The sequence below is a fragment of the Streptomyces sp. NPDC002104 genome, assembly GCF_053593795.1.
Genome location: NZ_JBSFDF010000008.1, coordinates 1 through 15,184 on the forward strand (window position 1 = coordinate 1; position 15,184 = coordinate 15,184).

Consider the following 15,184-nt stretch of genomic DNA (forward strand, 5'->3'; position numbering starts at 1 on the left):
TCCGGCGAGACCTACAAGGTCAACGACACCTCCACCGTCGTCTGCGGCAACGTCAAGACCGCCAACGCCAACGTCTACATCGTCGACACCGTCCTGATGCCGAAGTAATCCCACCGCGCGACAACAGGGCACCCCTGCGGGCCGGCTCCCCCTACCCGGGGGGGCCGGCCCACCCGCATCCGGGGCGGGGCGGTCGCCTCGCCGCGGGGCCGGCCGTACGGCGCCGGGGCCGGGGCGGTCGCCTCGCCGCGGGGTCGGCCGTACGGCGCCGGCGCTCCGAGCGCGGCAGCGCGGGCCACCGGCTAGAAGCCGTAAGGGAGTTGCCAGACGGCCGGGCGTCACCGCGTGCACCCGACCCGGCCGACGGCGGGCGGGCCGCCGGCGAATCCGTACGGTACGCACCCCGCCCCCGGCCGGCCCCGCGGCCGGCGCCCCCGACCGGGCGCCCCGCTCAGTCCCGGCGGGCCGTCCGGCGCAGGACGGCCCGCGCACCCGCGTGCGCGACGGTGAGCAGCGCGATGGCCGCCAGCACCGTCAGCCAGTTGCGCAGGTAATCGAGCGGCAGCACCGTGGAGTTGGCCACGCCGCCGGGCCGCAGCAGCGGGGGAAGGGCGATCGCGGTCAGTGAACCCGCGACGATCAGGGCCGCGCGCGGCACACCGCGCAGGCGCGGGCCCAGCGCGGCGACGAGTGCGGCGACGGCGATCACGAGCGGGGCGACGAACCCGTCGTGGACCACGACCGCTCCCCCGAGCCATACGGCGATCCGCCAGGGCTCGGGCTGCTGGAGGAGCAGCCACCCTCCCCAGGCGGCGAGCAACAGCCCGAACCCGCCTGTCACGTAGCGGAAGTTCATCACGCGACCTCCAGTCGGCCGACCCACTTGGTCTGCAGGACTCCGGGCCGGTTCGGGGCGATGATCCGCGCCGGATAGCCGTGGTCCAGGGAGAGCACCTCACCGCCCAGCCGCAACGCCAGCAGCGTCAGCGGGTCCTGCGCGTACAGCCGGCCCATCTCCATCACCCGGTAGGCTCCGGCCGCCTCCAGGGACACCACCCGGGCCCGGGCGCCGGGGCCGCCTCCGGCCCGCTCCAGGAGGTCCCGTACGCGCACTCCGGTCCACCGGGCGGACTTGCTCCAGCCCTCCACGCACGCGATGGGCAGCGTGACCTCGTGCTGCGGCATGGCGCGCAGTTCGTCCAGCGTGAGGGTGTACGGGCGCGGCCCGTCCACGGTCAGCCGCCAGTCGGCCAGTGACGCCCTGCTGACGCGTGCGGCGGCGGCCGTGCGGTTCACCGGCAGGCCCTGCACGCCGTGGGCGGGGCTGCGGGGGCCGAACAGGTCGAGCGGGCCGAGCGCGGTCACCGACTGCCCGGCGGTCGTGAGGGTGACCGCCCCCACGGCGGCCGCCACACCCGCCAGGAGCTGCCTGCGGTCGGGTCCGTCGGACGCGGGGAGCTCCAGGGTTCCGGGGGAACGAAGCGTGAAGTGATCGCGGATCGTGGGCCATTGCACGGCGATGTGCAGGATCAGGGCGCCGAGCACGACCCAGGCCACGGCGTAGTGCACGGGGACGAAATTGAACGGCCACGGGTACCACTGGAAGGTGTTCAGCAGGCCCGTGAACAGCTCGAACAGTGCGGCCGCGACCAGGACCGCCACGGAGAGCCGCTCCAGCGCGTGGACCGCGGAGCGCACCGGCGGCCAGGCGAACAGCCGGGGGTAGACGGCCCACAACTTGGCGAGCAGCAGCGGGATCGCCGCGATCCCGGACGCCACGTGCAGTCCCTGGGTGAGCCGGTAGCCCCAGTACGGACGGCTCGGCAGCGAGTCGGCCAGCCAGCCAGGAGGGTGCTGGAGGTAGTGGCTCAGCACACCCGTGGCGAAGCAGACGGCGAAGGAGAGGCCCAGCCAGCGGCCGATGGCCGTGGCCGTACGGGCGTCGTGCAGGCGCGCCGTGAAGGTGAGGGGCGGGTCCGGGGGCAAGGTGAAGCGCATGGCCCCATCACACCCCCCGCGCGGCTCGCGCAGGGTCCTGGAACACCTTACGAAACACGGACGTCCGGGGCGCCGACCCCCAGCGGAGGGCCGCTGCCTGGAACGCTTTCGCAGGTGAACCCGCCTCCCGCTCCCCTCACCCGTACCGCGACCACCGGCGTGGCCCTCGCCGCGATCACCGGCATCGCCCTCGCCGCCCTCACCGCGGTCCTCGCCCTCACCGTCCGGTACGGGGGGTTCTTCAGCGATCCCGTGGGCCTGTCCTGGTGGTACGCGGCGTGCTGGGCACTGTTCGCCGCGGCCCTCCTCGCCCTGCGCCGCGCCCCGGCCCGGTCCGTCGTCCCGCTGCTCGTGGCGGGGGCCGTCGCCGTCACGGTGACCGGGCTCCTGGGGCCGCCGCGGACCAGCACCGACTCCTACCGCTACGCCTGGGACGGACGCGTCCAGTCCGCCGGGGTCTCTCCGTACGACCACACCCCGCAGGACCCGGCGCTCGCCCGGCTGCGGGACCCCTGGCTCTTCCCCGCGGGTGCCGCGTGCACCGGCCCCGGCCTGTCGGGGCTCCCCCACGCCGACCCCACGCCGCACTGCACCCGGATCAACAGGCCCGCCGTCCACACGATCTACCCGCCGGTCGCCGAGGTGTACTTCCTCGCCGTCGACACGCTCTCGCCCTCCGGAGCCCGGCACAAGCCGCTCCAGATCGGCGCCGGCCTGATCTCCCTCGGCGTGACCGGCGCCCTGCTGCTGATCCTGCGGCGGCGCGGCGGGGACCTGCGCAAGGCCGCGTACTGGGCCTGGTGCCCGGCCGTCCCCCTGGAGGCCGTCAACAACGCCCACATCGACGTCCTCGGCGTACTCCTCGCCATCGCCGGACTGGGCCTCGTCGCCTCCCGCGTCCGGACCCGGCGGGCGGCCGGAGGCCTGCTCATCGGCGCCGCCATCGCCACGAAACTCATGCCCGCCGTCGTCCTGCCCGGCGCGCTCTCCGGCGTCCGCCGCGTCCGCGACGCCGCCGCGGTGCTCCTGCCGGCCGCGGCGTTCGTCGTACTCGCCTACGTGCCGTACGTGCTGCTCTCGCACGAATCGGTCTTCGGTTACCTCGGCGGCTACGTGGAGGAAGAGGGCTACGACGACCCCTCGGCCGGCTCCCGGTACGCGCTCCTGCGCCTGGTCCTGCCCGACACCTGGGCGTTCCCCGTCCTGCTCGCCGCCGTCGCGGGCGTGTCCCTGTACGTGATGTGGCGCGGCGACCCCCGGCGGCCCTGGAGCGGCGCCCTCCTGGTCACCGGCTGGGCGTTCGCGCTCCTGACCCCCGGCTACTCCTGGTACGCCCTCCTCCTGATCGCGCTCGTCGCCCTGGACGGGCGCTGGGAATGGCTCGGCATCCCGCTGGCCGGCGCCGCCGTCTACATCCTCGGACCGACCTTCGACTACGGGCCCGTACTCGCCGACATCGTGTACGGAGCCGCCACGGGCCTCGTCCTGGTCACCACCTGGTTCCGGCACCGCGCCGCGCAGAGGGGCGCCGGGGCGGCATCGCCGCAGCACGCCCCCGACCGTAAGACTTCCGTATGATCCCTTTTCCCCTTTTTGGGCGCGTTCTCCCCCACCATGAACGACATGGACACCAGCGTGCACAACCTGGCCGTGGACATGACCCTGACGGACATCGGGTGGTTCGGAATCGTCGGACTCCTCATCGTCGCCGTCCTGATCGCCGCGTTCCTCCTGGGCGCGAGGGTCCGGGCCCACGAACCCCCTCCCCCCACACCCGACAGCCAGCCGCACCTCCCACCCGGCGGCGCCGTCCACGAGGTGCGCGAGCAGCCCGAAGACCGCGAACCGAGGGGCTTCCCCGCGGGCGGACTGAGCCCCCACCAGATGGGCGGCTACGGCAACGGCGGCTCCACCAGCCGTCCCCATCCCGAACAGGCCCCCACCGAGGCGGAACCCGCCGCCATGCACCCCGATCCTCCGGGCCGCGCTTGACGAGCACGGCCTGCTGCACCGCCGGAGGCGTGAGACCGACGTGCGGGGGTTATCCCCAGCACGCCCCCTGGCCCCAGCCGCATCATCGACACACAGGGCAGCCGGATTCCGCGGGTGGACGATTCACCGAAGGATGGACATCGGTATTTCGTCACCATCCGCACCTCGAAGGGCACGGCATGTCCCGCACCACCCCCGGCCGCCGATCCGTGAACCGCGCTCTGACTGCCCTCGCCCTGCTGTCCACAACGGCCGGCGGCCTCATTGCCTGCAGCGGCCAGGACTCCACCCCCGGGCAGCCGGCCTCCCCGTCCGCCACCTCGCCGCAGACCGGCAAGGCGGGCGAAGCGAAGCTGCACATGATCGACAACGCCGGTCACCGTCTCGCCTTCTACGTCACCCAGGGCAGCGGCTCCACGATCGTCCTGGACTCGGGCGGCGGCGAGTACTCCACGCAGTGGAAGGACATCGCGCCCGAGCTCCACGCGTCCACCGGCGCCACGGTCATCACCTACGACCGGTCCGGGCTCGGCCAGAGCGACGTGGTCCCGGGCCCGTGGAAGGCCGAGGGCGCCGTGAGCGACCTCAAGGCCGGGCTCGACCAGCTGGGCGTCACCAAGGACGTGACCCTGGTGTCGCACTCCCAGGCCGGCGAGATCGCGAACTACTTCGCCCAGGCCCACCCGAAGATGCTCTCGGGCGCGGTCCTGATCGACGCCAACCTCCCGCAGTTCTTCACGGACCAGGAGATCCCCCGTCTCGTGGCCGCGACCCAGCCCGAGGTCGACGCGGCCAAGAAGGACCCCGAGAAGCCGGAGAACCGCCAGCTCATCGCCACAGCCGAAGGCTTCGCCGCGGCCCACGAAGCCTTCCACCAGGTGAAGTGGCCGGCCGCGGTACCGGTGACGGTCATGGTCTCGGCGAAGACCCCGTTCGCGGGGTCGCCCGAGGACGCCCAGCGCTGGCGCGAGGCCGCCGCCGCCTTCGCCTCGGTGGCACCCAACCGGACCCTCGTCACCACCGCCGGTACGTCCCACGAGATCCCGACGGACCGCCCCGACCTCGTACTCAAGGCGATCGAAAACATGCACGCGGCCCACCACTGACCCCGTCCCCCCATCCGCAGGCCGCCGCCCTACAGGAACTGGGCGGCGGCCTCGGCTTTGAAGTGCACTTGCGAGCCAAGGAGGTTGCGGACCTCCCGTTGGAGATCTTCCGCTTCGCGTTCGATGACCGACGTCGACCGCGTCCTCGTGACGCCGCCGACGGTCCCTGCCCCGGATGAAACGGTCCGTCCTCCATAGCCACCACGTGCCACCGCCGACAACCCCGAGGAGCAACAGTCCGACCAGGTATGGCCAGATGGCCGACCGATCAGCAGTCTGGGCAAGGCCGACATCGGCGATGTGCGCGCTTACGCCCTTCATGCGCCCCTGGCCCCCCACGTAGCTTGCGACGTCGGCCTGTAACACCCGTACGAACGTAGGGGGAAGCAGTTTGAAGCGAGCAGACGTGCTGAGGGATCTCGCGCAGCCGTGGAACGTGGCCGTTCACTCGACATCAGAACTCGCGGGCAGCGTCGCGAAAGCCGCGACCGCGGACGACAAGGCCAAGCGGGAGAAGGGCCAGGCCCCTCTCCGCCGCAAACCAGAACTCCGGCCCCTGCCCATCAAGCCACTCGGCATATCGCTCCAGCTCACCCCCTGGGACGTCCTGCACTCCCTGGGACGGGCCAACGTCCTCGCCCGCCAAGGAGCCGGGCGAGGACTCGCCGAGCACTGGGCCAGCCTGAAGTACTGCCAGGCCCTCACCGGCAACGACGGCCGCTACATGGCGCTCTCCACCGAGGGCCGCAACCCCAGGCGCCATTACGCCGCCACTCAGTCGGGCGAGCTCGGCATCGGCTTCGCGCTGGCACTCGCCCGGCGCGTACTCGCGGCGCAGTACCCGGACCACTCGGTCTCGGTCATCGACGCCGAGATAGCCATGCGGGCCGGCTGGACGCTGACGGGCAAGGAGGCCGGGCGCAGCAGCGCCCCGCGCCGGCCGGGCTTCTTCCTGGAGGTGTGGCAGCCGGGTGAGCCGTCCCGGGTCATCCCGGTCATGTGCAAGGGCACCCACGGCCATGCCGCGCAGGTTCACAAACAGCTCGCCACCGCCTCTGCCGACGTGGAGGGCATCCACATCGGCCCGTACAACGAGACGCCGGCCTTCGTCTTCGGCACCGCGCTCCCCAAGAAGAGCGAGAGCATCACGCTCCACCTGCTCCAGGCTCCGGGCGACGGCACCCTCTGGGATGCGAAGGACCTCCGCCTCGACCCTCCGGTCGAGGACCGCAGCATCGCTCCCGGCATCGACGCCCCCACCGCCCCGCACGAGGAACCGCCGGTCGGCTACCACGTGCGCCCCGAGGAGTGCGGCTGGTTCGGCCGGGTGCTCGCCCAGGCCGACGCCGCGGGCCTGATGGGCTTCACCGGAGGCGGCGAACCCACTGCCCAGTACCTGACCAAGCGACAGGGCAAGGGCCACTTCGAGGCCTTCACCCACGCCGGAACGGGCATCGTCCAAGACGTCACCCACACCATCCATGGCAGGAAGTTCGTGGGTACCCACCACGTCTTCCGCCTCAACGGCGTCCGGGTGGAGGCCTTCTCCGGCCTCGCGGAAGGCCTCTTCGACCTCCTCCGCGACGGCAGGGTCGAGCAGTACCGCCACGAGGCATACGCCCTCCGCGACTCCTGGGACTGCGACCCCTGGGACGCCAAGTGGGGCGGCCCCGTATCCCTCCACCCCGACGGCACCGTCATGGCCCTGCGCCACCTCCGCCTTAGCTGACCGCACCCACCGTCCAGCCTTCGGGGAGCGGGACAGCGCCCCGAAGGCCTCGGAGCGAAGGAGGATCAGGCGCGGCCCGATCTGAAACCATGCAGGTCAGCGCACCCGCCCGCGTGCTTTCAGAGGTACCGGCGGGAGCTGCGGCGCTGGGATCGGGGGGCCGTCGTAGCCCTTCACTTCGCCGAAGCGGGTGCCTTCCATCCAGTCCTTGCGGGCTTGCACGATCTCCTCGTTGCTGCGCCCGATCCAGTTCCAGAACAAGGCGCGCCGCAACAACGTTTTCGCAGGTCAGAGAGACCTCGGATCGCTGAAGGTCAGCAAACCGTCAGCATCGGAATCCGAGGAGTCCACACACGTGGCGGCCAAGGCACTCGCCCGAGGAATGGGCACGTACTACAAGGACTGCGAGCACCCGCCATCCCGCTGGACGCGGTGCCCGCACTTCTACAAGGTCCGCTACAGGGGCGCGGGCGGTAACCAGGTCGAGGAGTCGGGCTTCCTCGACCAGGATGCAGCTATCGACCGTCTGACCAGTGTCTACAAAGCGAAGAAGGCAGCCCCGGCAAACCAGGCGAAGAGCGAGCGCCTCGAGAAGTACGGACAGATGCGGTTCCGGGAGTACACCGCCGAGTGGAGAGCCGGCCAGCGCCACCTTGCCGCCGCGTCACTGAGTCACCTCGACTCACTTCTCCAGCACCACATCTTCCCAGCCCTCGCGACCCGCCGGATGAGCACCTTCGACCACAAGGTCGTTGACGCGTTCATCCGGACGATGGAGCGCAACGGCGTCGGCCTCGCAGCCCAGTCCAACGCCTACGACAAGCTGAAGTCGATACTCCTCGACGCACATCGCCTGGGGCTCTTCGACGACCACCCGCTGCTGGGCGTCAAGCCACCTCAGTACGACCCCAAGCGTGCCGTTATCCCCTCTCCCGCCCAGCTCCAGGCCATACGCGGAGCCGGCGACGAAACGTTCCAACTCGTAGTAGACCTCATGAGCGGCTGCGGCCTACGCAACGGCGAGGCGGCGGCAGTCAACGTCAACAACATCGTCGCCGACGACGTCTACCGCGTCACCGAGCAGGTCAACCAGTCGACCAAGACGTACGACCGTCTCAAGCATCGCAAGCTCGGCGCATACCGCGACGTCCCCCTCCCTCAGCGGACGAAGAACACCATCGAGCGGTATGCCGACAGGCACGGAACCACCGACGGCTACCTGCTGCGCCACCCCCGGGACTCCGGCCGGCCCTTCCAGCCCTACCTCCTGCAGAACCAGTGGCAGCGACTCAAACGACGGGGCGAACTCGACATACCCGACGGTGCTGTCATCTACAGCCTCCGCCACTTCTTCGCCTCGAACTGTCTCCGGCACAACATCCCCATCACCGACGTAGCCGAGTGGATGGGGCACAACACCATCGACATCACCTTCAAGATCTACCGGCACCTCATGCCCGGCTCGATCGGTACGGCCGCCAAGCTGCTCGACACCGGCCTGGCCGCATGACGAGGCGTCCACCCCATCATCGACCTCATCGGCCTGCCCAATATCAGACGATCCAGGAATTTGAGAATCCCAGATTCTCCCGATCATTGAATCTGTTCACACGGATTGCGCTTGGGTCAGCCAAGGCGGTCAGCCTCATCTCCTAGAGCGACTAAACAGGAACGATGTCAAAACAGTTCATGAGCGCAAAAGAACTCGCAACACATCTCAACATGTCACTTACCTGGATCTACAGAGACGGGGTGCGGTCTGGCCTCATTCCTTACAAGTTTGGCACAGGCCGTAACGCGAAGATCCAATTTAAAGCATCCGAGGTTCAAGCTTGGATAGGACAGCAGAGAGTATCCAACGCCAATTGACCCCAGGGAGCGAAAATGACCTCGGAGTGAAGGAGAAACCCCAGAGTGACAACAAGGAATCTAGCCCGCGGCATGGGCGCGTTCTTCAAATCATGCAATCACCCGCCAGCCAGGTGGTCAAAGTGCCAGCATGATTACAAAATTCGATACCGAGGCCCCTCTGGTCGCCAGATTCAAGAATCTGGGTTCAGCTCTCAAGATAGGGCCATCGGAAGGCTCGCCGAGGTGTACGAAGCAAAGAGAAAGCATCCGCAAGGCCAACTGAAGGCAGAGCGCATTGACAAATTTGGCCGAATGCCCCTCAGCGAATATGCCGCCGAATGGCGTACTGGACAACGTCACCTAGCAGAGTCTTCTGCCAGACAACTCGATTCTCTGCTGGAGAACCACGTCCTACCCGCCCTCGGCAGCCGCCGCATGAACAGCTTTGACCCTAAGGCAGTCGAAGACTTCCTGCGCGGCATGGAGGCTGCCGGCATAGGCGCGGCCACACAATCGAACGCCTTCGACAAACTATCCTCCATCCTGCTTAATGCGCATCGACTGGGTATCTACGAAGAGAACCCTTTGGTAGGCGTTCGGCCTCCCCAGTACACCCCACCCCGGACTGAGATTCCGACGCCGAGCCAGCTCTCCAACATACGTTCCAGTGGCAATCCCAAATTCCAGTTGCTCGTGAATCTTATGAGTGGGTGCGGGATGCGGAATGGCGAAGCAGCTGCCGTCAACGTTCGCAACATCGTCGCCGATGACGTCTACCGAATAACGGAACAGGTCAACCAAACCACTAAGAGATACGGGCCACTCAAACACCGGAGGCCTGGCGAGTACCGTGATGTCCCACTTCCTTTCCGGATCAGAAATTCCATCGAACTGTACGCCGAGAAATACGGTACGGTCGACGGCTATCTACTTCGACACCCTACAGATACGAGCCAACCATTCCAGCCATATCTCCTGCAGAACCAATGGCAACGACTCAAACGGGATGGAGGGTTCGACATCCCCAAAGGCATGGTCATCTACGGCTTGCGCCACTTCTTCGCCTCGAACTGTCTTAGCCATGGTGTTCCCATCACAGACGTTGCCGAATGGATGGGGCACAAAAGCATCGATGTTACGTTCAAAATCTACCGACACCTAATGCCAGGGTCACTCGGACAGGCAGCAAAGTCTCTGGATATGGGTCTGGCTGTCTAAATAGAAGTCGTCTGCTGTTCAGGGCCGGCTGGCGTATCGCCTCGTGTGGCAGCTTGCAAGGCGCGAATGCACGGCGGCGCAGAATACGTCAGCGACACAGCTGCGACTGCAATGTCGCGGTCCACAAACGCCCGCCGCTGGTCAGGTGTTCGCGGTGGGAGCCAGGATCGCGGCGCGGGCAGCGTGGGCGAGGACTGCCTGAGTGCGGGCGGACAGGCCGTGTCGGTTCCAGTGGAAGATCACATGGTGGGCCAGGACGTCGCGGGGGCCACGCTGGAGGATGCCGATCTGTGCAGCGTGACCGATGCCCTTCCCTGCCTCTTCGAAGGCGGCGAGCCACGGGGCGATGGCCTCCATCGGCCCTCCAGCGGCCGTTAGCGGTCGGGGGGTGAGGGCCAGCAGGCGGTGTACTCCTTCGCAGGTCTGGGCCAGGTTGTCGGAGGTGACGTCGACGGGCAGAGTGCGTAGACGGGAGACCCGGTCCCACACGTCGCCCTGTTCGTACCAGTCAAGCCCAGCCGCTCGCAGGAGGGCCGTGACCAGCAGAATCGAGGTCTCACGCCGCCCCAAACCCGCTACCTGCCGGGTTCGATCGAGAAAGTGGCGGGAGTCGGCGTGGAAGAGCTTGTGGGCGATGTCGATGCCTTCGAGCCCGCCGAAGGCCGCGACCTCGGGCTCGTACACGGTGGGCCACCATCGCACGATGTCCGCGGAGTGAACGAGGGTTCCGAGGACTTCGGACAGGGCCGCGTGGAGCTGGCCGGGATCAGTATCGGCGGCGGGCAGGAGCCTCAGCCTCCAGCAGGGCGCCTTGCGGATGAACCACCAGGCGCCGAGGAGACCGGAGTCCTCCAGAAGACGCAGGTGGGGGACGAGGTGGTTGGCGGCGACATCCTCGGCCCGGTCGAAGTCCGCGAACTCTATGCGGGACTGGTGCCAGTCACATCGGGAGGCCTGCTCGGCGAGAGCAGCTTGCCCTGCTGCCCGGTAGAGGGTGGTTGCGTCGCTGAGCTCTTCGGCGTCGATCCCGGCGTAAGCCGCGGCTGCGGCGATGGACTGGCCGGCCAGCACGGCAAGAACAGCATGTTCGGTCTGCTGGGGGACGTGAGGGGTTGTCATCGGGGGTGGTTCCTCTCCGCGAAGGGTTGCGAGACAAAGTGGCCGGCGGTGCAAGCGCTGTCCTCACTTGCTGCAGCGGGGTCAGTTGATGAGGAGGTAGGCGTCCCAGCCAGAAACAGGCGGGCAGGCGCGTGCCGCGGTGGCCAGGGCGAGGGCCTGTCCGGCAGCGCCTTCGAGAAGCCCGGGGGCGGGCTCGGCCGGCTGACCGTGAAGGACGGTGGCGAGCGCATCGGCGGCGGCCGACAGGTCGGGCGTGCGGGCGTCCTGAGCGGCCCTCCAGACGGTCTGGAACAATCCAGCCGTGCCGTGGCACAGGCCCGTGTCGGTGATCCGGCTGATCTGGCAAGCGTCGGCGAGGCAAGCGGCCAGCGTGTTCTCGGCCGCCTCCTGACGGACTGTGTCGGCGGTTGCCAGGGCGGCAAGTTGGAGGGCTCGGGAGATTCCCGGGATGCCGTAGCACCACGATGGGCGCCCGGGGCCCCTGCTGTGCGGGCGGCCGGTCGCCATTTCAGTGCGTGTGATCGTCTCTGGCCACCACGGACCGCCCTCACCCTCCTGACGCCACTGGTCGAACCAGGCCGTCAGGGTGGCGATGGCGTCCGTCTGGCCGTCCACGGTGATTCCCCGGCGGGTCGCTTGGGCCAGGAGGGCGAGGGGACCGGCGATGCCGTGGGCCATGCCGAAGTTCGCGTGCCCGCCCGGTGTGTAGCGGCGTGCCGGGTCATGGACACACCACCAGCCCGGCATCTGTTCGCCGTGCACGGTCACCGGGCGGGTGAGTACGACGAGGTATCGGAGGACGGCGGCAAGCGCGTCATCACCGGGGGTGTGGTGGAGGAGGTGAGCGCCGATGCCGGTCAGGCCGTGCAGTAGGTCGAATTCGGCCATGGCCGGTAGGGCGCCGGACCGGATACGGGCCCGGGCGGCGGCGACACGGCGGTGGGCCAGGGTGGCGGTCGCAATGTCGAGACGGTCGCGGGCGGTGCCGTCGGCCCCGGCGGCGTGCAGGACGAACGCGAGCGCCGGCGCTCCGTAGGAGAGGCAGGCAGAGTCGGCAGCCGTCACGTCAGTGCGGGTCGCTGCCGCCAGCCAGTCCTTGACCGGTTCCCACGAGCCGGCACCGCACCGTGCGTTCTCCACGTGCCACAGCGCGATCCCGGCCGCCCCCTGGCTGAGGGACTGGCCCAGCACCGGGTCTGCGGACGGGTCGGGTGTCTGTAGGCGGCGGCCGTAGCGCGCCCCGAGGAGGGTGGCGTTCACGAGCGACCCCTGTGACGGTCGGTGTGGTGGGTGCGAGCGAGGGCGGCGGTGCGGGCGAGACGGAGGGTGAGTGCCTCAGGGCCCGGACCGCCGCCGAGGGCACGAACGTGGTGTAGGTGGAGGAGCGACCGGAGGACGGTCAGGGGGTCTTCGCGCTGATCGGCCAGCGCCCGACGGTAGGTGGTCAGGGCGTCGGCACGGGCAGTCCAAGCGACTACAAGCGGTCGGGCGGCGGCCTCGTGAGGGAATGCGTCGGCGTTGGCCAGCGCCAGTGACTGCCGAACCAGCACGGCGTCCATACGCCCGGACTCGCGCGGCAGGTTGGCTGACAGCCAGGCCCAGCCTTCGTCCGGCGTAGGGGCGTAGGCGGTGGCGAGGTCGGTGAGGGACGCAGCGGTGAGCGCTTCGGCGGGGATGCCGGTATGGGCGGCGTACGTGATCTGGGCGAGGGCGGCGGCGCTGTCGGCCGCGAACACCTCCTCGGCAGCTGCGCGAGCGGGCCCGTACCCGTACCGGCCGTCCTGGCTCTGGTGGGCGACCAAGTCGAGCCTGGAGGCCAGGCCCAGGCGCCGTAGTCCGTCAGCCCAGTAGCCGAGGCGGGCGGCTGTCGGTCCGAACCCGCCCTCGTCAACCTGCATGGTGAAGACCAGGGGGCGGTCGAGGTCGGGGTGGCTACTGTCGTGATGGCGGGTGAACCACCAGAGGGGCAACGGATTCCATCCGGCCAGCAGCCGGGGCAGGTGCTCGGTGAGGAGCTCGTCTTGCCTCCCCGGATGCCCGTGCAGGTGGGCGCACAGCGTGCGGGATAGGCCAGGCTGTTCTGGGACCGCGGCCGCAACGGCGGACCAGTGCCTCGGGATCGGGGCCGGTTCGGCGGCGTGCAGGACGGTCAGGAATTCGTGAGCACGGCCCATGAACCCGCCTGCGGACGGAGCGGTGGGCATAGTTGTCAGCTCAGGTGATTCCCGCAACGCCAGCTCCCCCGTCCTGGCCAGTCGGGCGCGCAGCAAATCCCGGTGCAGAGGCACGTCAAGGTCCAGGGGCAGACGCATCTCGGCTTCGACGAGGACCACGGAGGACGGGACGTCGCGGCGAGCCCGCCACCCGTCGAAGGCATCCTCCCAGGCAGCGGGTGCGGCAGCCGGGCCAGGCAGATCGCCGGCGTTCAGGAGCCAGCGCGCCGGTGCCAGGACGGCGCGGCCGTGGCGCAGTCGGGGCAGGTAGGGGAGGCGCGAGGCGGCGCCCCAGTCAGGCAGCCGCCACGCGGTACGCCGGGCCCCGGCGAGTTCGGCGAGGAAGCGGGCCAGGGGCGGCGTCAGGACGGTCGGCTCCAGTGCATGAAGGACCCGCGGCTCCACCACCTGGCCGGTGGAGGAGCGGATCAGGTAGAGGTGGCGAGCGTCGCAGGTGACGGCGAGGTCGGCGAGCGGGATGCCGCCAGGGCCGGGGGCGGGCCAGTCGAGACCGATGGTGTGGCCGGTCGCGACCGGGGTGCGAACCACATTGCCGCTACGGCGTCTGCGGGCCGGGAACAACAACTGCGCGTGCAGCGGTCCGGTCGGACCTGCCAGCGCGGCCATCCACGCGTCGTGATCGTCCTTCGGCAGTAGGTCGGTGAAGCGTCCGGCCATGGATGAGGATGGGCGGGCAGCCGACGCCGCCCAAACCTCGAACCGCCCCCGCCGCACATCCTCGGCACTGTCGGCCAGGAGGTGGAAGGCCAGCTCCACACACGGCGGAGGTACCAGATCGGCGGCCTCGGCCACGGCGAGCGAGGCGAGCAGCTCCTCTGTGAGCACGACCTCGCGGGCCCGATCGAGGGCAGCCTGCTGTGCCAGGGCAAGTAACGTCTCGTCGCGGGCGGACAGCGTCCGGGCCGGCGACGGACGGGCGGCGCCGAGGTAGCCCGACGGGAACCCGAGCCCGGAGTCGGCGACCAGGTCAGCCACCGGCACCGCAGCACCGTGTCCGTACGTCTGCCGGAACCGCTGGTGATAGTCGCGCCAGACCGGGGGGCCGAACGGATACGGAGAGAGCCGCAACAGGATGGAGGCGACCTTCTCCGCCTCGGACAGCACGTCGGCGGGGATGGTGACCTGGGCGGTGAGGACCGTGTCCGGCCATGCGGGCGGCACGGTTTCGGAGACCTCCACCGCGGGTGCCAGGAGCGGTCCGCTGTGCGCGGCCGGGCCGCCAGATACCGCCTGCAAGACGGCGATGGGTTCGGGGCCAGCGGCTACAGCATCCAGGGTGGACAGCAGGACGCCGCTGTCCACCAATTGCGCGAGGAGCCCGTGGACCGTGGTGGTGTCGGCATGGGGGAAGGCGGCGGTGACGGCCTTGGCGACGTCGGCGAAAGCGGCCGGCACGCGGGCAGCGTCCAGCGCGGTTCGGATGGGCTCGGTGGCCGCCACGGACACCTCCAGCGGCGCCAGGCCCTCAGCGGGCGTCCGGCCCGGGGAGACGATGCGCCCTCCCCGGACGGCGGCGGCCGGGTTCACTGCCACGAACAGCCTCTCCAGCACCTCTGGCCGGGCTGCAAGCTGGTCGGTCACGGCACCGAGCCAGTCAGCATCCGGCCGCAGTACCACCCTGTGTTCCTCCCCCCAGTCCGCCTGCGGCTCGGGGCCGATGCGAACGGGGGCGATCCCCGCGAAGTGCCCGAACGGTGTCGCCCGCCCGCGCCAGCGCAGTAGGTAGGCAGCAGTGGAGTGCACCAGCCGTCGCACTGTCCGCTCGTCCGGATCGGGGGCAGCCAGAACAGCGGTGGTCTGCGCGGTCAGGACCGGGCTCGCCTCCTCCAACGCCTGGCGGCCCTGCTCGTGGGCGCGGACGGCCGCCAGCCAGGCCCGGCCCCGTTCGACGCCGCCCGGCCCGGACAGGTCCACGTTCACCGTCGGAACCCCCAGCC

The 15,184-nt window shown here is 69.5% G+C and carries 13 protein-coding genes and 1 pseudogene; 8 read left to right on the plus strand and 6 right to left on the minus strand.

What is annotated here, in order from left to right; genetic code table 11:
• A partial coding sequence (locus ACWCP2_RS09395; protein WP_450908184.1) for a fasciclin domain-containing protein occupies positions 1-108 on the plus strand: 108 nt, incomplete at its 5' end.
• A gap of 343 nt (positions 109-451) precedes the next feature.
• Here ACWCP2_RS09395 and ACWCP2_RS09400 read toward each other — a convergent pair.
• Complete coding sequence (locus tag ACWCP2_RS09400; RefSeq protein WP_450907980.1) at positions 452-856, minus strand: hypothetical protein; 405 nt, start codon at positions 854-856, stop codon at positions 452-454.
• Positions 856-1,998, minus strand: coding sequence for a molybdopterin-dependent oxidoreductase (locus ACWCP2_RS09405; RefSeq protein ID WP_450907981.1), 1,143 nt, complete (start codon positions 1,996-1,998; stop codon positions 856-858). Before ACWCP2_RS09405 ends, ACWCP2_RS09400 begins: the two co-directional genes overlap by 1 nt.
• 114 nt (positions 1,999-2,112) lie before the next feature.
• Here ACWCP2_RS09405 and ACWCP2_RS09410 point away from each other — a divergent pair, with 114 nt between their 5' ends.
• The 4 genes from ACWCP2_RS09410 to ACWCP2_RS09425 all read left to right on the plus strand — a co-directional run bounded on the left by ACWCP2_RS09410 (position 2,113) and on the right by ACWCP2_RS09425 (position 6,825).
• On the plus strand, positions 2,113-3,576 hold the full coding sequence (locus ACWCP2_RS09410; RefSeq protein ID WP_450907982.1) for a glycosyltransferase family 87 protein: 1,464 nt from the start codon (positions 2,113-2,115) through the stop codon (positions 3,574-3,576).
• A gap of 45 nt (positions 3,577-3,621) precedes the next feature.
• The gene (locus ACWCP2_RS09415) at positions 3,622-3,990 is read left to right on the plus strand and encodes a DUF6479 family protein (RefSeq protein WP_450907983.1); all 369 of its coding nucleotides are present in this window, start codon (positions 3,622-3,624) and stop codon (positions 3,988-3,990) included.
• Positions 3,991-4,169: 179 nt separating this feature from the next.
• Positions 4,170-5,096 (plus strand): alpha/beta fold hydrolase, encoded by a 927-nt coding sequence (locus tag ACWCP2_RS09420; RefSeq protein ID WP_450907984.1) that lies wholly within the window; start codon positions 4,170-4,172, stop codon positions 5,094-5,096.
• Positions 5,097-5,487: 391 nt separating this feature from the next.
• On the plus strand, positions 5,488-6,825 hold the full coding sequence (locus ACWCP2_RS09425) for a hypothetical protein (RefSeq protein WP_450907985.1): 1,338 nt from the start codon (positions 5,488-5,490) through the stop codon (positions 6,823-6,825).
• Positions 6,826-6,921: 96 nt separating this feature from the next.
• Here the strand turns inward: ACWCP2_RS09425 and ACWCP2_RS09430 are convergent.
• Positions 6,922-7,086, minus strand: a pseudogene (locus tag ACWCP2_RS09430) (pirin); the annotation flags it as partial.
• Between ACWCP2_RS09430 and ACWCP2_RS09435 the strand changes: the two are divergent.
• From ACWCP2_RS09435 to ACWCP2_RS09445, 3 genes are all read left to right on the plus strand, one after another.
• Positions 7,058-8,335 carry a tyrosine-type recombinase/integrase gene (locus tag ACWCP2_RS09435; protein ID WP_450907986.1) on the plus strand — a complete coding sequence of 426 codons (1,278 nt, stop codon included), beginning with the start codon at positions 7,058-7,060 and terminating at the stop codon, positions 8,333-8,335. The pseudogene ACWCP2_RS09430 and the gene ACWCP2_RS09435 sit on opposite strands and share 29 nt — an antisense overlap.
• A 179-nt stretch (positions 8,336-8,514) precedes the next feature.
• Positions 8,515-8,694: a helix-turn-helix transcriptional regulator gene (locus tag ACWCP2_RS09440; RefSeq protein ID WP_450908185.1), complete on the plus strand. Its 180-nt coding sequence runs from the start codon at positions 8,515-8,517 to the stop codon at positions 8,692-8,694.
• 72 nt (positions 8,695-8,766) lie between these two features.
• Positions 8,767-9,894: a tyrosine-type recombinase/integrase gene (locus ACWCP2_RS09445; protein WP_450907987.1), complete on the plus strand. Its 1,128-nt coding sequence runs from the start codon at positions 8,767-8,769 to the stop codon at positions 9,892-9,894.
• 141 nt (positions 9,895-10,035) lie between these two features.
• On the opposite strand, the gene ACWCP2_RS09450 is transcribed toward ACWCP2_RS09445, so the two are convergent.
• The 3 genes from ACWCP2_RS09450 to ACWCP2_RS09460 form a co-directional block, all read right to left on the minus strand.
• Entirely contained in the window at positions 10,036-11,013 is a 978-nt protein-coding gene (locus ACWCP2_RS09450) for a thiopeptide-type bacteriocin biosynthesis protein (RefSeq protein ID WP_450907988.1), read from the minus strand.
• Between the two features lie 81 nt (positions 11,014-11,094).
• Positions 11,095-12,273 carry a lanthionine synthetase C family protein gene (locus ACWCP2_RS09455; RefSeq protein ID WP_450907989.1) on the minus strand — a complete coding sequence of 393 codons (1,179 nt, stop codon included), beginning with the start codon at positions 12,271-12,273 and terminating at the stop codon, positions 11,095-11,097.
• Positions 12,270-15,167 (minus strand): lantibiotic dehydratase, encoded by a 2,898-nt coding sequence (locus ACWCP2_RS09460; protein ID WP_450907990.1) that lies wholly within the window; start codon positions 15,165-15,167, stop codon positions 12,270-12,272. Before ACWCP2_RS09460 ends, ACWCP2_RS09455 begins: the two co-directional genes overlap by 4 nt.
• Positions 15,168-15,184 lie beyond the last annotated feature (17 nt).